Source organism: Nocardioides aequoreus, assembly GCF_000720335.1.
Lineage (GTDB): Bacteria > Actinomycetota > Actinomycetes > Propionibacteriales > Nocardioidaceae > Marmoricola > Marmoricola aequoreus.
Genome location: NZ_JOJN01000003.1, coordinates 393,507 through 412,611 on the forward strand (window position 1 = coordinate 393,507; position 19,105 = coordinate 412,611).

At 74.8% G+C, this 19,105-nt stretch carries 16 protein-coding genes; 13 read left to right on the plus strand and 3 right to left on the minus strand.

Annotated elements, in window-relative coordinates:
- Window positions 1-6 precede the first annotated feature (6 nt).
- Entirely contained in the window at window positions 7-4,002 is a 3,996-nt protein-coding gene (locus tag IG63_RS0108345) for a type VII secretion protein EccC (RefSeq protein WP_030483915.1), read from the minus strand.
- A gap of 229 nt (window positions 4,003-4,231) precedes the next feature.
- Between IG63_RS0108345 and IG63_RS0108350 the strand changes: the two genes are divergently transcribed.
- The 12 genes from IG63_RS0108350 (at window position 4,232) to purQ (ending at window position 16,730) form a co-directional block, all read left to right on the plus strand.
- Window positions 4,232-5,686, plus strand: coding sequence for a hypothetical protein (locus tag IG63_RS0108350; protein WP_030483916.1), 1,455 nt, complete (start codon window positions 4,232-4,234; stop codon window positions 5,684-5,686).
- 222 nt (window positions 5,687-5,908) lie between these two features.
- Window positions 5,909-6,208, plus strand: coding sequence for a WXG100 family type VII secretion target (locus IG63_RS0108355; RefSeq protein WP_211249252.1), 300 nt, complete (start codon window positions 5,909-5,911; stop codon window positions 6,206-6,208).
- A gap of 31 nt (window positions 6,209-6,239) precedes the next feature.
- Window positions 6,240-6,533 (plus strand): WXG100 family type VII secretion target, encoded by a 294-nt coding sequence (locus tag IG63_RS0108360; RefSeq protein WP_030483918.1) that lies wholly within the window; start codon window positions 6,240-6,242, stop codon window positions 6,531-6,533.
- 82 nt (window positions 6,534-6,615) lie between these two features.
- Window positions 6,616-7,164 (plus strand): hypothetical protein, encoded by a 549-nt coding sequence (locus tag IG63_RS0108365; protein ID WP_030483919.1) that lies wholly within the window; start codon window positions 6,616-6,618, stop codon window positions 7,162-7,164.
- 2 nt (window positions 7,165-7,166) lie between these two features.
- On the plus strand, window positions 7,167-8,573 hold the full coding sequence (locus IG63_RS0108370; protein WP_030483920.1) for a S8 family peptidase: 1,407 nt from the start codon (window positions 7,167-7,169) through the stop codon (window positions 8,571-8,573).
- Window positions 8,570-10,354: a hypothetical protein gene (locus tag IG63_RS21410; protein WP_051706389.1), complete on the plus strand. Its 1,785-nt coding sequence runs from the start codon at window positions 8,570-8,572 to the stop codon at window positions 10,352-10,354. The genes IG63_RS0108370 and IG63_RS21410 overlap by 4 nt, the downstream gene beginning before the upstream one ends.
- Before the next feature lie 94 nt (window positions 10,355-10,448).
- Window positions 10,449-11,831, plus strand: a complete 1,383-nt coding sequence (eccD, locus tag IG63_RS0108380) for a type VII secretion integral membrane protein EccD (protein WP_030483922.1) — start codon at window positions 10,449-10,451, stop codon at window positions 11,829-11,831.
- A gap of 123 nt (window positions 11,832-11,954) precedes the next feature.
- Window positions 11,955-13,049, plus strand: a complete 1,095-nt coding sequence (locus IG63_RS23270; RefSeq protein ID WP_051706391.1) for a hypothetical protein — start codon at window positions 11,955-11,957, stop codon at window positions 13,047-13,049.
- A gap of 110 nt (window positions 13,050-13,159) precedes the next feature.
- Window positions 13,160-14,497 (plus strand): type VII secretion protein EccB, encoded by a 1,338-nt coding sequence (gene eccB, locus IG63_RS0108390; protein WP_030483924.1) that lies wholly within the window; start codon window positions 13,160-13,162, stop codon window positions 14,495-14,497.
- Entirely contained in the window at window positions 14,494-15,747 is a 1,254-nt protein-coding gene (locus tag IG63_RS0108395) for a S8 family serine peptidase (protein WP_030483925.1), read from the plus strand. The genes eccB and IG63_RS0108395 overlap by 4 nt, the downstream gene beginning before the upstream one ends.
- Before the next feature lie 42 nt (window positions 15,748-15,789).
- A complete protein-coding gene (gene purS, locus IG63_RS0108400; protein WP_030483926.1) occupies window positions 15,790-16,035 on the plus strand; it encodes a phosphoribosylformylglycinamidine synthase subunit PurS in 246 nt (81 codons plus the stop codon).
- Complete coding sequence (gene purQ, locus IG63_RS0108405; protein ID WP_036194737.1) at window positions 16,032-16,730, plus strand: phosphoribosylformylglycinamidine synthase subunit PurQ; 699 nt, start codon at window positions 16,032-16,034, stop codon at window positions 16,728-16,730. The genes purS and purQ overlap by 4 nt, the downstream gene beginning before the upstream one ends.
- Here the strand turns inward: purQ and IG63_RS21420 are convergent.
- Together IG63_RS21420 and IG63_RS0108415 are read right to left on the minus strand one after the other, a co-directional pair.
- On the minus strand, window positions 16,723-18,195 hold the full coding sequence (locus tag IG63_RS21420) for a glycoside hydrolase domain-containing protein (RefSeq protein WP_051706393.1): 1,473 nt from the start codon (window positions 18,193-18,195) through the stop codon (window positions 16,723-16,725). The two genes, purQ and IG63_RS21420, sit on opposite strands and share 8 nt — an antisense overlap.
- Before the next feature lie 90 nt (window positions 18,196-18,285).
- Window positions 18,286-18,900 (minus strand): hypothetical protein, encoded by a 615-nt coding sequence (locus tag IG63_RS0108415; protein WP_030483929.1) that lies wholly within the window; start codon window positions 18,898-18,900, stop codon window positions 18,286-18,288.
- Between the two features lie 18 nt (window positions 18,901-18,918).
- Between IG63_RS0108415 and IG63_RS20565 the strand changes: the two genes are divergently transcribed.
- Window positions 18,919-19,098, plus strand: coding sequence for a hypothetical protein (locus IG63_RS20565; protein WP_036194739.1), 180 nt, complete (start codon window positions 18,919-18,921; stop codon window positions 19,096-19,098).
- Window positions 19,099-19,105 lie beyond the last annotated feature (7 nt).

A 19,105-nucleotide genomic window follows, 5' to 3' on the forward strand; every position in this document is an offset into this window, starting at 1 on the left:
GGGGCGCTACAGCTCGGGCTCGCGCCAGGCCAGCTGCACCACGTCGGTGCCGCGGTCGCGGGTGATGAGCTGCGCCCGGCCGGCTCCGGCCTTGCGGGGCTTGGCCGTGCCGACGAGCTGACCCTCTTGCGGGTCGCCCGAGAGCAGCACGCCGGGCATCGCCAGCTCGCGCAGCGACTGGATCACCGGCTCGTAGAGCGCGCGCGAGGCGCCACCGGAGCGGCGGGCGACCACCAGGTGCAGGCCGACGTCGCGCGCCTGGCCGAGCAGCGGCACCAGCGGGGCGAGCGGCGAGGTGGTGCCGGTGACGACCAGGTCGTAGTCGTCGACCACGATGAAGACGTCGGCCCCGGTCCACCACGACCGGTCGCGCAGCTGCTGCGGGGTGATGTCGCTCCCCGGCAGCCGCTTCTGCAGCCACTGCGCCAGCCCGCCGATCTGCTCCTCGGTCTGCTTGGCGTTGGTCAGGTAGCCGACCTGGTAGTCCTCCGGCACCTCGCCGAGCAGCGAGCGCCGGTAGTCGACGGTGAAGATCTGCGCCTGCTTCGGGGTGCGGGTGCGCATCACCTCGTGCAGGTAGGTGCGCAGCAGCGCGCTCTTGCCGGAGCGCGAGTCGCCGAAGACCAGCAGGTGGGGCTCGCTGTCGACGTCGAGCCCGACCGGGGCGAGGTCCTTCTCGTCGAGCGCGAGGTAGACGTGGGGCGACCCGAGGCCGTGACGCTGCTCGGCGAGGGCCAGCACGTCGGCCAGGTCGATCCGCTCGGGCAGCAGCCGGAGCTTGGGCCCCTCGGGTCCCTGCCAGGCCTTGCGGCTGCGCTCGACGAGGTCGTCGATCCCGGCGCCGAGGTCGTGCACGCCCCGCGTGCCGTCGATCCGCGGCAGGCCGGCGAGGAAGTGCAGCTTGCCGCCCCAGCGCTGCACGATGCCGCGCCCGGGCCGGCCGCTGGGCACCAGCTGGGCCACCTTGCGGTCGATCTCGGAGTCGAGCGGGTCGCCCAGGCGCAGCTCGAGCCGGTTGCCGAAGAGGTCGCGGATGGCGGCGCGGTAGTCCGACCAGCGGCTCGCGGCGGTGAGCAGGTGCAGGCCGAAGGTGAGCCCGCGCTGCGCCAGCACCTGCAGGCTCATCTCGAGGTCGTCGAAGTCCGAGCGCAGCGTGCTCCAGCCGTCGACGACGAGGAAGACGTCGCCGTAGCCGTCGTCGGCCGTGCCCTCGGCACGACGTCGGCGGTAGGTCTCGATGGAGTCGATGCCCTGGGAGCGGAAGTACCGCTCGCGCTTGTCGACGATGCCGGTGACCTCGGCGAAGGTGCGCCGCACCACGTCGGGCTCGGAGCGGGTCGCCACGCCGGCCACGTGGGGTAGCCCGGCCAGCGGGGCGAAGGTGCCGCCGCCGAAGTCGAGCACGTAGAACTGCGACTCCCGCGGCGTGGTCGCCATCGCGACGCCGGTGACCAGGGTGCGCAGCATCGTGCTCTTGCCGCTGCGCGGACCGCCGACGACCGCCACGTGGCCGCCGGCGCCGGTGAGGTCGGCCTCGAGCACGTCGCGGCGCTGCTCGCGGGGCCGGTCGACGATGCCGAGCGGCACGACGAGCCCGCCGCGAGCGCGCCAGGCGGGCGAGTGCAGCCCGTGCTCGGCATCGGCGGTCAGGTCGGGCATCAGCTGGTCGAGGGTCTCGGGCTGCTCCAGCGGGGGCAGCCACACCTGGTGGGCCTCCGGACCCTGACCCACCATCGTGTCGACGGCGATGTCGAGGATCGAGCGGCTGTCGCTGGTCTCCTGCGGCGGGACCACGAGGTCGTCGGCCTGCTGCTGCTCCACCGCGGCGCGCGGCGGCAGCACGTGCCCGCTCGTGAAGGGCAGGATCGCGGTCTGGCCGGTGCCGGCGCTGCCCTTGCGCCGGGCGCGACGCGGCGGCGGCCCGGAGACGTAGCTGGCCTTGAAGCGCAGCAGCGTCGCCTGGTCGGGCTTGAGGTAGCCCAGGCCCGGCACGGGCGGCAGCTCGTAGGCGTCGGGCACGCCGATGACCGCGCGCGACTCCTGGCCCGAGAAGGTCCGCAGCCCGACCCGGTAGGAGAGGTGGCTCTCCAGGCCGCGCAGCCGCCCCTCCTCGAGGCGCTGGCTGGCCAGCAGCAGGTGGATGCCGAGCGAGCGGCCCAGGCGGCCGATGGCCACGAAGAGCTCGATGAAGTCGGGCTTGGCCGAGAGCATCTCCGAGAACTCGTCGACGCAGATGAAGAGGCTGGGCAGTGGGACGAGGTCGGCGCCGGCCGCCCTGGCCTTCTCGTAGTCGCGCAGCGAGGCGTAGTTGCCCGCGGCGCGGAGCAGCTCCTGGCGGCGCACCATCTCGCCGGACAGGGCGTCCTGCATCCGGTCGACCAGGGTGAGCTCGCCCTCGAGGTTGGTGATGACCGCCGAGACGTGCGGCGCCTCGGCCAGCCCGGCGAAGGTGGCGCCGCCCTTGAAGTCGACGAGCACCATGTTGAGCGTCTCGCTGGAGTGCGTGGCCAGCAGGCCCAGGACCAGGGTGCGCAGGAACTCCGACTTGCCGGAGCCGGTCGCGCCGATCACGAGGCCGTGGGGCCCCATGCCCTGCTGCGCCGACTCCTTGATGTCGAGGTGGATCGGCTGGCCGTTGTCGCCGACGCCGATCGGCACGCGCAGCCGGTCGCGTGCAGGACGCGGCGTCCAGGCCTGTGCCAGGTCGAGGTCGTGCACGTCGCCGAGGCCGAGGAGGTCGAGCAGCTCGGGCGTGGCCTTGGTCGGGTCCTCCCGAGCCGGTCCCTCGTGCGCCTCCAGCGGTGCGAGCCGTCGGGCGAAGGCCTCCGCGGCGGCGACCGACATCTGGTCGCCGGCGGCGCGGGCGGGCTGCTCACGCAGCCGCACGGCGGTCAGCGGCACGCGGCCGCTGGGAAGCACGGCGGGCTCCAGGTGCAGGCGCAGCCGGCTCGGGTCGTCGAGCTCGCCCCACGAGGCGGGCAGCTCGAGCACGGTGACGCCGTCGAGACCCTCGTCGGGCAGCACGCTGTTGCCCGGCGGGAGCGTGACGCCGTCGACCACGAGCACCAGGTGGGGCGTGGTGTCGCGGGGCTCGTGGGAGAAGCGCGGACGGTCGCGCACGTCCTTGGGCAGCATCTCGAAGAGGTCGGGGAGCGAGTCGCTGACCATGCGGCTGCGACCGAGCGCGTCGTGCTGCTCCGGGCTGTGCGCGTGGGGCAGCCACTTGACCCACTCCCAGTGGGCCAGCGCCTCCGGCGAGGTCAGCACGGCCACCATCACGTCGTCGGGTGCGTGCGCGGCGGTGGCCGAGCACACCGTGGCCCGGGCCAGCGCCCGCGCGCGATCGGCGTCGCCGGTGACCTCGATGCGGCTGAAGGCCCCGAGCTTGAGGGCTGCGGGCAGGTCGGGCTGCACCCGGTGCACGGCGATCAGCCGGTGCAGCGCCGAGGCCGAGACGGGGTCGAGCTGGTCGATCGGCGCGGTCTCCGGCGCCACCAGCTGCAGGGCGAGCTCCTGGGGGGCGACGCCGTAGCGCACCTGCAGGAACTCCGGGTCGTCGCTGCCGCGCTCCCACAGCCGGGTGCGGTCCTCGGCCAGCGCCGGGAGCGACTCGGGGTCGGGGAAGCGCCACGTCAGGCTGCGCCGCTGCTGGTCGGCGGCCGCCCGCACCGTCTTGCGCACGCCGGCGAGGTAGCGCAGGTACTCGCGGCGACCTCCGGAGACCTTCTGGCTGCGCTGCTTGCGCTGGCGGTCGATCTGGACGAAGACGAAGCCGAGCATCGCGACCAGGAACATGCCCGAGGCGATGTAGCGCCCGGGGCCGGCGTTGCCGGACCCACCGGCCGCGACGAAGACGATCGCGCCGACGCTGCCGAGCATCGGCAGGGCCATCATCAGCACCCCGCCCGCACCCTCGTGGGGCTCCAGCTCCGGTGGCGGCTCGAGGTGCAGCGTGCCGTGCGGCAGCTCGGGCACCTGCAGCGTGCGGTCGGAGCCCAACATGGCGGTCACGGTGCTGCTCCTGTCACGTCGGCGGTCTCCTGCGGCCTGCGGCGGGACCGGGTGCTGCGCGTCGGGACGGGTCTGGCGATCTCGCGACGTGAGCCGCGCCCCCTGCGGCATGATGATAGGTGCCAGGCGGACCTGCGGGGGCAGAACGTATCTTCCGGACAGACCGCGCGAGGCGACGGACGGGCTGCGCCGGGCACCACACGGCGACCACGGGGGGACGATGACGACGCAGGCGCGCGGTGGCGACGGTCCGACGGGCGCCACGCCGTCGGTCAGGCCGACGCACGGCGTCGACACGGCGCTGCGCGTGACGGTGCAGGGGGCCGCCGGCCGCACCGACCTGGTGGTGCCCTTCGGCACCGACGTCGCCGCGCTCGCCGAGACCTACGCCGCCGAGGTCGGCCTGGAGGGCACCTCGCCGCGGCTCGCCAGGCCGAGCGGCGCGCTGCTCGACGCCGCGACCGACCTCGACGACGTGGTCGACCAGGGCGCCCTGCTGGTGGCGGTCACCGACGACGGCCCGTCCGAGGCCGCCGGTGAGGCCCCCGAGAGCGTCGTCGTACGGCGCCCCCCGCGGCTGGCCGGCTCGGACCCGCGGGCCGTCCTGGTGCTCGCCTGCCTGGTCTCGCTCGCGGCCGCGGTGATCGCGGCGGTGAGCAGCGGCTCGGCCGAGACGCCCGCCTGGCTGCGGCCGGCGGCGGCGGCCGTGCTGGTCGTGGGCGCCCTCGCGGTGGCCCTGCGCACGGCGCGGCACGGCACCTCCGACGCTCCCGTCTACGTGGCCGCCCCGGCCTTCGCCGCGGCCGCGGGCTTCGCGCTCGGCTACGCGCCCGGCCCCGGAGGGGTGCTCCTCGGCCTCGCCGTGGGCGGTCTCAGCGCCGGCGTCGTGGCGGCGGTCGGCCGCACGGGAGCGGAGACCGAGGGCGAGCAGGTGCTACGCGCCTGGCTGGTGGTGGGCGCCGCCGCGTCGGCCGGCGCCGTGCTGTGGCTGCTGCTAGGGGCCAGCCTGCTGGCCCTCGCCGTGTCGGCCTTCGCACTGACGGTGGTCGCGACGCGGCTGCTGCCCGCGATGGCCGTCGACGTCGACGACGACGTGCTGCTCGACCTCGACCGGCTCGCGGTCACCGCGTGGTCGGCTCGCGACACCCCCCAGGGCGGCCGCAAGCGCCACCAGGTGCGGACGCCGATGGTGCGCGACGTCGTGGCGCGCAGCCGCCGCACCGTGCTCGCCGGCGTGCTCGTCGCGGCCGGCGTCGCCTCGGTCTCCGGCTCGGCCGTGGTGCTCGGCACCGGTGACGACCGCACCGCCTGGACGGCGCTCGGCGGCCTGGCCATGGTCGCCCTCGGCGGCGGCTCCTTCGGCCTGGTGGCCCGCACCTTCCGCTCGCGCTGGCCGCGGCTGCTGCTGGGGCTGACCTCCTGCTGGCTGCTGGCGCTCAGCGGTGCCGCCCTGCTGGCGCTGCTGGGGGAGACCTGGCGGTGGTACGTCTTCGCCGGGCTCGCGCTCGTCGTCCCGGCGGTCGTGCTCGGCGCCGTCAAGCTCGGTCAGGGCTGGCGCTCGGTCTGGTGGGCGCGCACGGGGGAGGTGCTCGAGACGCTGGCGGGTGTCTTCGTGCTGGCGCTGGTGCCCCTGGCGACCGGCCTCTTCGACCTGGTGAGGACGTCGTTCAGCTGATGATCAGACCCAGGTGCGTGGCGGGTTCTCGCCACTTCGGTGAGTTCCCCCGGCGCGGCGGGAAACAATTCACGGGTTCAGGTTTGGGGGACAACTCGGGCGGATATCGTCCGACGTGATCCAACCCACGTGCTCCACAGGGGGGCGCACTGCGCGGGCCGGGACGGACTCGGAATCCCGTAGGGACGACGAAAGGGGGCTGGCGGACTCATGGCCAGCGGAATGAACAAGGAAGACGGCGCTCTCGAGCGCGGAGCAGGCCTGGTCGCCACCGCCCGTGGCGAGCTCGACCAGGAGCTCACCGGTCTGCGGGGCAAGCTCGCCGGCATCGGTGCCCAGTGGCAGGGTGGCGGCTCGGCGGCCTTCCAGAACACCATGACCCGGTGGGACGAGAGTGCTCGCAAGATCACCTCGGCGCTCGACGAGTTCGAGGCCAACCTCCGTGGCTCGGAGCAGACCTACAACGCGACCGACGAGTCGCAGCAGGCCACCTTCACCAACTTCGACAGCCGCATCGGCTGAGCGCGCACCACCAGACCACGGGAGACATCAGATGAACACCGGAAACCTCAAGGTCCAGTTCGGCAGCCTCGAGGCTGCCTCGGCCGACATCGCCGGGTCCGCCAACAAGCTCGAGGCGCGCATCGACCAGCTGGAGTCCGAGCTGGCCCCCATGCGTGCGAGCTGGGAGGGCGAGGCGCAGGCCGCCTACATCGCCTGCAAGGCCAAGTGGGACCAGGGCATGCGCGACATCAAGCTGCTGCTGGGCGAGATCGGCACCGCCGTGGCCACCTCCAACGCCGACTACCAGGCGACCGAGAAGGCCAACGCGGGCCGCTGGGCCTGAGTCACCACACAGCACCGAGTCGGGTGGGTCGCGTCCGTGAGGACCGGCCCACCCGGCTGAGCCACCAGGGGGAGAGAACCACATGATCGTGCCCGACTCCGGCGGGGGCACCGCCGCCGCGGCTGCCGCCGTCGAGCTCTCGATCGAGCGCATCCGCGAGATCGGCACCACCACGATGGCGCAGCTCGAGGCCGCGACCTCCGAGGGCACCACGACCTTCAAGAACATCGAGCCCACGGCGGCCCACTTCTCCTCGGTGCCGCTGGCCCAGGAGTTCCACGCCCAGCAGCAGGCGGCCAAGGAGGCCTTCGTGGCCACCATCGAGGGCATCCTCAGCGACCTGCAGTCCTTCGGGGCCAACCTGGTCGCCTCGGCCGAGGCCCACGAGCAGACCGACGCCGAGGTGCAGGCGGCGCTGGCGAGCTTCGGCGAGCACTACGTCGACCAGGACCTCGCGACCATCACCTCCTTCGAGGAGTACCGGGGCGACGTGGCGCTGAACACCACGGGCGCCCAGCAGGCCAGCGCGCCGCAGGCCCAGGACGGCGGCCCGGCGTCGTCGTCCGAGCAGGCCGCCGAGAGCGCCGAGGACAACGCCGGCCCCACCTCGACGGGCTTCGGCGAGGACTGACGGTGCGCGCGCTTCGGCGGGGTGCGGTCGCGGCGGGGGCCTCGATCCTGGCCCTGACAACCGCCCCCGCCGCCACCGCCGCGGACGCCAACCCGGACGGCGCCGGGGTGCAGTCGTGGTGGTACAACGCGATGAACGTCGAGGAGGTCCACCAGGAGGCCACCGGCGAGGGCGTCGTGGTGGCGGTCGTCGACTCGCACGTCAACCCCGACGTGCCCGACCTGCAGGGCGCCGACGTCACCATCCGGCCCGGCTGCGAGGGCACCCGCACGCCGGTGCTCACCGACTCCCGGGCCGACCACGGGACGGCGATGACCACGCTGATCGCCGGCCAGGGGCAGGGCAACGCGGCGGAGGGTCGCGGGGTCGTGGGCGTGGCCCCCGACGCCGAGGTCCGCTTCTACAGCCTCGAGACCGACCCCGACAACGACGAGGTCGACTGCGACGAGTTCGAGACCGGCAAGATGATCGTCCGCGCCGCGAGGGACGGCGCCGACGTCATCAACCTCTCCTTCGACGGCTACACCTCGCTGATCGACCCCTACGTCAAGCGGGCGATCCGCATGGGTGCCGTGGTCGTGGCGGCGGCCGGCGAGCGCGACAGCGAGTACGACACCATGCGCTACCCCGCGACGGTGCGCGGCGTCGTCGCGGTGCTGGCCGCCGACAGCGACGGCAAGCCGTGGAAGGACAACCCCGGCATCCTCGACTGGGAGGCGTCCGCGCGGAAGTCGCGCGGGATCGGCGACCCGACGCTGCTCGCCCCCGGGGTCAACACCCTCGCGGGCGGCTACCGGGCCGGCACCTCCGAGTGGGTCTCCGGAGGGTCGCGCACCGGCACCTCCGGCGCGGCCGCCCTCACCTCGGGTGCCTTCGCGGTGCTGAAGTCGCGCTACCCCGAGGCCACCGGCAACCAGCTCGTGCAGGCGATGATCCACCACGTCGAGGACGGCGAGGTGCAGCCGCTCACGTGGGACGAGCAGGTGGGCTACGGCCTGCTCAACCTGCAGAACGCCATGCTGCTCGACCCTCGCGGCTATCCCGACGTCAACCCGCTGCAGGAGGAGACGCCGATGGCGAGCGTCGAGCGCTTCAGCGACGTCTACGACGAGGCCCGCGCCACCGAGACGGGCGCGGCCGAGGGCGAGGACGCCTCGTCCGAGGAGTCCGCCGCCGACCCCGAGACGGCCGACACCGGGACCACCGACGAGCCGGCCGGCGACGACGAGGCGACGCAGGGCCCGCCCATGGGGGCGCTGCTCGCGGGCGGCGGCATCGCGCTGGTCGTGCTGGGCGCCGCCGCTGTGGCCGCCCGCCGCCGACGCCACGCCGACGAGGCGGCACTCCGGTCGAGCGCGACCGGCACCCAGACACCACAGCCAGGACACCGAGACGAGGGGGAGCGATGAGTGCAGGACCCAACGAGCAGGCGCTCGCACAGGCCTTGGAGGCCAACACCACGATGATCGGCCTCACCGGCTTCGTGTGGGGCTCTGCGGGTGAGTCGCTCGAGCAGGTCGCCACCGACCTCGAGGCCACCCGCGAGGAGATCCTGGCGGCGTACCCCGAGGGGACCGGTGGCGAGGCTGCCGCGGCGGCCTTCACCTCGATGGCCCAGGCCGTGCGCACGCGTGGCCAGCAGATGGTGACCGGCGGCCGCGCGATCCAGGACGCCGGCGCCGCCCTCGGCGAGGCGCAGCGCGCCCACAGCTCGCTGCCCCCGGGGGCCTCGCCCGTGGAGCCGCTCGCCGACTCGGCGACCCCGGCGTCCGCGCAGCAGCACAAGGCCGCCGTCGAGGCCGAGGAGGGCAAGGCCGCAGCACGCGAGGCGGCCGCCGCCGCGGCCGTGCGCAACATGAACACCAAGCTCACCGACGCGCAGGGCGAGATGTCCCGGGCCGTGGGCTACCAGGACCAGGGCATGACCGACACCAGCTCGCCCGGCGGGACCACGACCGGTGGTTCCCCCGGGGCCGTCGGCAGCGCGTCGCCCTCGGGCTCGGGCCCCTACTCGACGAGCACCTCGGGCACCTACGCCGGGGCGGCCATCGGCGCGGGCTCGGCCTTCGCCCCCGTGCTCGGGGGCGGCACCGGCGGGCGTCCCAACACCACCGGCAGCGGCAGCAGCAGCCAGCCGGTCGACGGTCCGGCGGGCACGACGAGCGGGTCCGGCTCCCAGGGTGGCGCCGGCGGCGCCGGTGCCGGCGTCGGCAGCGGCCTCGCCACCGGCGGCAGCGGGGCCGGGATGGCGGCCGGAGGCGCCGCCGCCGCGATCGGTGGCGGCAAGGGCATGCTCGGCAGGCTGGCCGGCACGGGCGCGGCCGGTGCCGCGGGTCGTGCGGCCGGTGCCGCCGCGCGTGGTGCCGGCGCCGGAGGTGCCCGGGGCGGTGCGGCCGGTGCGCGCGGAGCGTCGGCGGGCCGCCCGGTGATGGGCGGACGCGCCGGACAGACCTCCTCGGGCGTGCTGGGCAAGAACGCCGGCAGCGGAGCCCGCCCCGGGGCTGCCCAGGGCGGTCGCGCCGGTGGCGCGTCGTCCGGTGCGCGTCCGGGTGCCTCGCAGGCGGGTCGTGCGGGTGGTGCGTCGTCCGGTGCGCGTCCGGGTGCCTCGCAGGCGGGTCGTGCGGGTGGTGCGTCGTCGGGTGCGCGTCCGGGTGCCTCGCAGGCGGGTCGTGCTGGTGGTGCGTCGTCCGGTGCGCGTCCGGGTGCCTCGCAGCCGGGCGCCCGCAGCGCGGGCGCGGGTCGCGCCGGGGCCTCCGGTGCCCCGGGGTCGCGGCCGGGTGCGTCATCGGCCAAGCCCGGGTCGGCCGCGACCGGCTCGCGCGCGACGGGAGCCTCGGCGGCCAAGCCCGGCTCGACCGCGGGCACGGCCAGGTCCGCCACGAGCGGGACCTCGGCCAAGGGCGGTGCCGCCAAGGGCGGTGCCACCAACGGCGGAGCAGCCAAGGGCGGAGCAGCCAAGGGCGGAGCAGCCAAGGGCGGAGCAGCCAAGGGCGGGGCGGCCGCCGGCCGCGGCGCCGGCCAGGGCGCGGCGAGCGGCCGCGGCGGGCGCAGCGGCGTCCCCGGCTCGGGTGCGGGCGCGGCGCGCTCGGGTCGCGGCGGGGCCGACCGGAAGCAGCCCGGCCGCGAGGCGATGGTGATGGACGAGGACTGGATCGACGACGACGACATCACCCCCGGAGTGATCCGCTGAGCCGCCACCCCTCCGGCGCGATGAGCCGGAACCGACCACGAGCACGCGCTGCCCGGGAGAGACTGGTCCTCCCGAGCCGCACGGAGGTGCCTGCATGACCCAGACGGCCGTCCCCGACGGTGCCGCCACCCCGCCGACCGACGGCGGGGCGCTGCTGCGCGTCACCCTGGTCGTCGGCGACCGGCGTGCCGACCTGGCGCTCCCCGGGCACGTCGCCGTGGTCGAGCTGCTGCCCGAGCTGGCGCGCTCGACCAACCTGCTCGACGCGGAGACGGTCTACGCCGGCTACCGGCTCGTGGCCGCCGACGGCCGCCCCCTCGACGGGTCCGTCGGCCTCTTCGGCCAGGGCGTCGAGTCCGGCGCCGTGCTGACCCTCACCGCGGGCGTCGACGAGCGGCCGCCGCGGGTCTACGACGACGTCGTCGAGGCGATGGCCGACGTGGTCGAGGACGACCTGCGTCCCTGGGACCCCGCCACCGGACGCCGCACGGCACTCGTGGCCGCCGCGCTGCTGCTGGCCCTCGGCGCGCTCTGCCTCGGGCTGCAGCGCCCCGACGTGGTCGCCGGCGCGGCCGCCGGCGTGGTGGCCGTCGTGCTGCTCGTGGCGGCGGTCGTGCTCGCGCAGGTCCGGCAGGAGCACGAGACCGCCGTGATGCTCGCCTGGTCGGGCGTCGGGTACGCCGCCACCGCCGGGATCGTGGCGATGCCCGGCGACACCGCGGCCGGGCTCCCGCTCGCCGTCGGCGCCGCGGCCGCCGTGGCCGCCGGGCTGGTGGCCATGGTCGGCCTGCCCGAGCGTCGCGCCGCCCTGGTGCCGGCCGTCGCCGCGGGCACCGTCTTCGCCGTGACGGGCTCCCTCGGCGGCCTGACCTCGCTGCCCTCGGCCGGCGTGCACCTGGTGGCGCTCGTGCTGGTGGTCGTCGCCGGCAGCGCCGTCCCGTGGGTGGCGCTCTCGGCCACGGGCACCCGGGTGCCCCAGGCCCAGGACCACGCCGAGCTGATGCCCGACGAGGTCGCCCCCGTCGACGCCGAGGCGGTGCGCCGCGACGCGCGCCTCGGGCACGAGGTGCTGCTCGCCGTGACGGTCACGGTGGGTCTCGTCGCCGTCGGCATCGCGCCCGTCGCGGTCTCCCTGGGCGTCACCGGCGCCCTGGTCGCGGTGTGCGCCGCGCTGGTGCTGCTGCTGCGGACCCGCCAGTACCGCGTCGGTCCCGAGGTCGCCACCGGGCTGGCCTGCGGCCTGGCCGTGCTGCTGGCCGTGTGCCTCGGCATCGTCGCGCTGCAGCCGACCTGGCTCTCGGTGCTCGCGGTCGCGCTCGCGGTCGTCGCCGTGGCCCTGCTCGTCTCGACGCTGGTCCCGCGCCCCACCTCGGTGCGCTGGGGCCGCCTCGGCGACGTCGTGGAGCTCGTCGCGCTGGTCGCGATGATCCCGCTGACGGTCGTCGCCATCGGTCTCGTGGGGAGCGTGGGCCGCTGACCAGTCGGGGGGAGAGCCGGAGTGCGGCGCCGCCGTACCCCGCCGCTGTCCTGCACGTTGTGATGTCTAGTCTGTGCGTCGTCTTGGGCGACGCAGTCGTTTGATGTGGGGGGAGAACCACCGATGAACACCCTGTCCGTGCCGCGCGCGCGGCGACGTACCACCCGCGGCGCACGCCGCTCCGCCGCGACCCTGCTCTTCGCCATGGGTCTCGTGGTCAGCGCGCTGGCCTCGCCGTCGGTCGCGGCCGAGGTGTCGGCCGACGACGTGCCGACCCTGGAGCAGTGCCGCCAGGACTTCGAGAGGACCGGCAAGGTCTCCGAGGAGTGCGAGCCGCACCGCGCCCGGCTGCTCGACGAGAAGGCCGCGGCCGACAAGGCGGCGGCTGAGAAGGCGGCGGCTGAGAAGGCGGCGGCTGAGAAGGCGGCGGCTGAGAAGGCGGCGGCTGAGAAGGCGGCGGCTGAGAAGGCTGCCGCGGAGAAGGCGGCCGCGGAGAAGGCGGCCCTCGAGAGGGCTGCCGCGGAGCGCCTCGCCGCCCGCCAGACCGCCCAGGCGGCCGCAGCTGCACCCGTCGACGACCTGGTCGATGACGTCCTGGACTGCGAGGAAGGCTCGACGCTGCCGGAGTGCATCGTCCCCGATCCGACCGACCCGCCCGTGCCGCCGGTCGAGCCCGGTCCCGAGGAGTGCCCTCCCGGGCAGGAGGACTTCAACGGTGAGGAGCCCGGTTGCGGCCTTCCCGAGGTGCCGGACCCGGAGCCCGAGCCGGACCCCGAGCCCGTCCCCTGCACTGGCACGGACTACAACGGTGCCGAGGACGGCTGCGGCCTGCCGCCCGTCGACGGTGACGACGGTGACAACGGCAACGGCAACGGGAACGGCAACGGCAACGGCAACGGCGGCGACCTCGGCACCATCGAGGGCGGCCAGGGCGACCAGGGTGAGGGCCAGGCGGCCGGCGAGCAGATCGGCTCCGTCGCCGGTCAGCCCGAGGGCGTCGGGTCGACCGTGACCCAGTGCGGTGGCTCCGTGGTCTGCCAGAGCACGCCGACGGTCCCCGAGGCCGCGGCGGCGCCGACCACCCAGGGGCTGCCCGAGACCGGGGCGCCCGACGACGCCGGCCTGCTGTGGCTCGGTGCGGCGCTGCTCGCCGGCGGCTCGGTGCTGCTGCGCCCGCGCCGCGGCGCGGGCCGTCACCGCGCGACCGTGGCCGGCTGACCACCTGAAACCAGGACAGCGGGCACGACGCCGGGAGACCATGGGTCTCCCGGCGTCGTCACGGCTCGGGCCGGGACAGCGGGACATGAGCGACGGGGAGGGACGCACAGGTGTCGACCAAGCGTGACCTGGTCGAGGCGCACGGCTTCAACCGCCGACGCCTGGTGACGGCGTTCGTGAGCGGTGCTCCCGGGGGCCGCGAGGTCGAGCCGGTGCGCTACACCCGCACCATCGTCGGCGGGGTCGTCCTGGCGCTGCTCGTGGTGGCCGGGGCCGCGGTCAGCGGCTTCCTGGTCAAGCCGCCCCCGAAGGACTGGGACCAGCAGAGCCTCGTCATCGGCAAGGACAGCGGCTCCCGCTTCTACGCCTACCAGGGCACGCTCTTCCCGGTGCTCAACATCACCTCCGCCCGCCTCCTCATGGGCGCCGACCAGCTGAACCCGCTGACGATCGACGAGGACATGATCGCGGCGGCCGACGCAGGCCCGACGATCGGCATCCAGGGCGCTCCCGAGGTGCTGCCCTCGACCCTGGTCGACGACGGGTGGACGGCCTGCACCAATGCCCAGGGCGGGGTGCGGCTGACCCTCACCTCGACGCCCGCCTCGACCCCGGCCACCGGCCAGGGGCTGCTCGTGAGCTCGAAGCGCACGCAGTACCTGCTGGTCGACCGCTACCGCTACCCCGTGGCCCGTGGCCAGGAGGGTCAGCTGGTGCTGCGCCGACTCGGCTTCGAGACCGAGCCGCTGCCCGTCTCGGGCCTCTTCCTGAGCCTCTTCGAGGAGGGTGCGCCGCTCGGCCTCCCCGAGATCGAGGGCGACGGCACCGACGTCGACACTGGCGTCGACCGGCTGCGCCGGGTCGGCACGCCGGTCGAGGTCTCCGGCAGCAGCTACGTCCTGGGGGCCGACGGCACCCTGGTCGCGACCTCGGAGTTCACCGACGAGGTGCTGCAGAGCCAGCGGCAGCCGGTCTCCCTGGAGTCGGCGGAGGCCACCGGGTTGCAGGGTGCGCCGGGCGAGACCGTGGGCGACGAGACCTGGCCGCAGACCGTGCCGACGGCCTTCGAGCAGCCCGCCTCGCCCTGCGTGCGCATGGACCTCGCTCCCGACTCCCTCCCGGCGGTCAGCCTGGCGGTCGCCGACGACCCCTCGGCGGTGCCGACCAGCACCGACGTCCGGGCCTCGGTCGCGCCGGGCATCGGCGCCGTGGTGCGGGCGATCAGCGGGGGCGTGCTCGACAGCGGCTCGGTCTACCTCGTCGACGGCTCCGGCACGGCGTACGCCGTGGGTGCCCGGGGCGACGGCGCCTCGCTGCCCGCGCTCGGGTACGCCGACGTGGCGCCGCGGCCGATGCCGCAGCCCTGGCTGGCGCTGCTCGACTCCGGGCCGGTGCTCGACCCGCAGGCGGCCAACGACCCCGTCACCGGCAGCGGCGGCTCGTCGTGAGCCGGGCCGCCGGCCTCGTCGTGGCCGCCCTCGCGGTGGGCGGGCTGAGCCTGGTGCCGGCCCCGGCGGCCCTGGCCGCCGACGCGGCCGACGGCGGCGCCCCGGCCTGCACCCAGGGTCAGACGCAGTACGCCGAGGAGCCCTCGCCGGCGCTGACGAACCTGGCCGTGCCCGCCTCGTGGGGCGTGGCCACCGGCCGGGGCGTCACGGTCGCCGTCGTCGACTCGGGCATCAACCTGGGCAACCGGCACTTCCCCGAGGGCAGCGTCGTGCCCGGCACGTCGCTGGTGCCGGGCGACACCACGGCCGGCCGCACCGACAGCTACGGCCACGGCACCGCGGTGTCGGGCATCATCGGCGCCCGCGCCATCCCCGGCATCACCAGCGGCATGATCGGGGTGGCCCGTGACGCGCAGCTGATGCCGGTGCGGGTCTTCGACCGGGTCCGCCAGGACGGTGCGCCGGAGCCCGCCGCGCCACTGACCGGCGAGCGCATCGCCGAGGGGATCCGGTGGGCGGTCGACAACGGCGCCGACGTCGTCAACGTCTCGCTCAGCGTGCCCGCCAACAGCTCCGGGCTGGCCGCGATGAAGTCGGCCCTGCAGCTGGCCGAGCGTCGCGACGTCGTCGTCGTCGCCGCGTCGGGCGACAACGTCGCCGACCCCGAGCAGACCGTCGTCCAGGACCGCTATCCCGCCTCCGAGCCGACCGTGCTCGGCGTCTCCGCCCTCAACGCCGAGGGGGTCGTCGACTCGCGCTCGATCCAGGGCCCGCACGTCGACGTGTCGGCGCCGGGGACCAACGTGCTGGTCACCTACCAGTCCTACGGCGACTGCCAGGACGACGCCACGCTCACCAGCTGGTCGGCCCCCTTCGTGGCCGGCCTGGCGGCCCAGCTCAAGGAGCGCTTCCCCCGCGCGACGGCGGAGGAGATCCGCTACCGCATCACCAGCACCGCCCGCCGGCCCGTCGCCGACCAGCGCGACGACGCCCAGGGCTGGGGCCTGATCCAGCCCTACGAGGCCCTGACCGCCGACCTCGACGAGCGCCGCGCCGGGCCCGCCGCCCCCGACGCCGCGCCGGTCGAGGACGAGGTCACGGCCTCGGGCGCCGAGCCGCTCAGCGCCGTCCCCGACCCCCTCGCCCCCGCCCGCGACGAGGCGGTGTGGTGGGCCATCGGCGGGGTGGGGCTGGCCGCGGTGGCGCTCGTGCTGCGTCCGCTCGTACGCCGCCGCGTGGCCGACGACTAGACTCACCGGCGTCCTGCACCCCCAGCCCGCGAAGGACCCCCCGTGGCCCGAGTCGTCGTCGACGTGATGCCCAAGCCCGAGATCCTCGACCCCCAGGGCAAGGCGGTGCACGGAGCACTCCCACGACTCGGCTTCGCCGGCGTCGTCGACGTGCGCCAGGGCAAGCGCTTCGAGCTCGAGGTCGAGGGCGAGGCGACCGACGAGGTGCTCGCGGAGGTGCACCGGATGGCCGAGACGCTGCTCTCCAACCCGGTCATCGAGGACTTCGCCGTGCGGGTGGAGCCGTGAGCGCCGACGGCCTGGGCGGTCTCCGGGTCGGTGTCGTGACCTTCCCCGGCTCGCTCGACGACGTCGACGCGGCCCGCGCCGTGCGCCTCGCGGGCGGTGAGGCCGTCGCCCTGTGGCACGGCGACCACGACCTGCGCGGCGTCGACGCCGTGGTGCTGCCGGGCGGCTTCTCCTACGGCGACTACCTGCGCTGCGGCGCGATCGCGCGCTTCGCCCCGGTCATGACCGAGGTCGTCGAGGCGGCCGGTCGCGGCGTGCCCGTCCTCGGCATCTGCAACGGCTTCCAGGTGCTCTGCGAGAGCCACCTGCTGCCGGGTGCGCTGATCCGCAACGACCACCGCAAGTTCGGCTGCCTCGACCAGCGGCTGGTGATCGAGAACGCCCGCACCGCCTGGACCTCCGACTACACCGAGGGCCAAGAGGTCACCGTCGCGCTCAAGAACGGCGAGGGGTCCTACGTGGCCGACGCCGCGACCCTCGACCGGCTGGAGGGCGAGGGGCAGGTCGTGGCCCGCTACGTCGGGGCCAACCCCAACGGGTCGCAGCGGGCGATCGCGGGCGTGACCAACGCGGCGGGCAACGTCGTCGGGCTGATGCCGCACCCCGAGCACGCGGTGGAGGACCTGTGCGGTCCCGGCACCGACGGTCTCGGCTTCTTCACCAGCGTGCTCGCGCGCGCGGCGTCCTTCAGCTGATCCGGCCGGCCTTCAGCGCCTTCAGCGTGCGGGGCCCCACGGTCCGGGTGGCCGGGAGACCGACCTTCTTCTGGTAGCCGGCGACGGCCCGGGCGGTGGCCGCGTCGTAGCGGCCGGTCACGCCGAGCCGCGCCCCGGTGGCGGCGTTCAGGCTGCGCTGCAGCCAGGTGACGTCGGGCCCGGTGGAGCGGGAGCCGATCGAGCGGCCGGTGAGCCCGGAGGCGTGCAGGGCGACCCAGTTCTGGGTGACGAAGTAGGGCCGCGCCTTGTGCCCGACGCTGCGCTGGAAGGCACGCATGCCCTGCTCGAAGGGGTCGTTCCACTGGCCGGTGACCTGGTAGGGGTAGCGACCGCGCTGCTTGAGCACGCATTGCAGGGCCGTGAGGTTGGCCGGCCGGTTCCAGCCGGTGCGCCGGTAGGACTGCTTGTTGATCGAGGCGGGCGAGCACTTCGCGTCGCTCATGTCGGTGCCGGTGTGGCGCGGCGTGGGGTTCGACGGCCGCCCGGTGGCCGGCGGCGCGGGGGCCGGCTCCGGAGCCGGTGCCGGGGTGGCGGCACCGCCGGGGAGCTTCGGCGTGCGCAGCTCCAGCCAGTTGCTGTCGATGTTGATGGTCACGCCGCCGTAGCGCTCGTTGTGGCCGCCGCGGTACTGCTTGGCCCGGCCGCCGTCCTGCCACCCGTCGCTGCGGATGTAGGTGGTCTTGGTGTTGCGCTTGCCGTCCCAGTCGGCGATCCAGATCTGGTCGGGCAGCGTGTGGGGGCTGCCCGCGCGCACCCGCTCGTCGTCGAGCAGCTTGATGCCCGAGGCGGCGCTGGAGTAGAAGCCGGAGGCGTAGCCGAGCTGGTGCAGCCGGCGGGTCCAGGCCGAGGTGAACCACAGCGCCGAGGCGTTGCACGCGGTCGAGTGGCGCAGGTTCCACGCCTCGAGGTCGTAGAAGATCGTGCTGCCCGGCACGATGCCCAGTCGCTTCGCGGCGCGGACGGCGTCCTCGGCCTCGGCGCGGCCCTGCGAGCGGGCCTTGCCGTAGGTGTTGGCCGTCGCCGAGCTGATGACGGGGTCGACGCGCGAGCTGTAGCGGGGGAAGCGGTGCGAGCACGAGGCCTGTGGGCCTAGCGTGATCGGCATCAGCCGCCAGCCGTCGGCGAGCTGGTTGCGCACCCAGCCGGCGGTGAGGTTCTTCTGGGTCTTGCAGAAGCGCGAGTCACCGGAGATGTAGACCCCCACCGCGCGGTACGGCGAGTGCCGCCGCCAGGTGCGCATCGCCGACTCGCTCACCGTCTCGCACTGGTCGAAGGCGCGGCCGGTGAAGTCGCCGGGCGTGACCGGGTTGGACGACGCGGCCAGCCTCACGGGCTCGAGCTCGGCGGGCGCGGCGACCGGGGTGCCGTGGGCGGAGAGCACGCCCGCGGTGAGCACGGCGACCAGACCGCCCACGAGGACCGTGGGCCGGGGGACCAAGCGCATCGCAATCTCCAAGAATGGGGGGAATAGCGCGCCACTTTAATCCCAGAAATCACAGCGGTAACACGGTCGCGGGAATTACAGAAATGTAATTCAATGTGCGTCGACCGCGATCTCGCGCCCCAGCCGGGCCCCTCCGAGCAGGCTCAGGCCGTCGCCGGACCAGAAGCTGCCGGGGTCGTAGAAGTTGGCGGGCCGGTCGGGGTCGAGCAGGCCCATCTCGGTGTAGGTGGTGGCCACCACCTCGGCGCAGTACGCCGTCTCCACCCCGGCGGAGTGGTGCACGCGGCCGCGCGCCCAGCGCGCCGCGAGCGAGACGGTCGTGGGGAAGGGGGTGCCGTCGAGCCGCGCGATGGTGCGCAGCAGCGCGTCCTCCTGGGCCGGGGTGACGCGCGCGTCGAGCTGGCGCAGCCAGGCGTGCTGCTCGTAGCGCCCGCACCACTGCGTGACCGCGTCGCGCAGGTCGTGCAGCTGCACCCCGCGGTGGTGGCTGCCGCTCCAGACGCAGCGCAGACCCTTGCCGAGCTCGGCGTGCCACATCAGCGGCGGCATGTCGTCGAGGACCACGGCCATGCCGACGTGGTTGACCGGGGCGTTGGTGAGGGTGCGGATCGCCCGGTCGGCGGCGGAGTGACCGCGGAAGAGCCACAGGTCCCCGGTGCGGGTCAGGTCGACGGCCTCGTCCAGACTGAGGGGGCTCGTGCGCATCCTGCTGGGGGTCCTCTCGTGACGCTGTCGCTGTGGAAGGTGCTCGGCGTCGCCGGCGTGGCCGGGGTCGCCGCGACCGGGGCCATCATCGCCCGTGACCAGCGCCAGCGCGCGCAGCTCACGCCCGAGGAGGTCCGCGCCCGGCTGCAGCAGCGTCTGGCCGAGGCGGACGACGGCGTTCCGCCCCGCTCTCCCTAGACTGCTG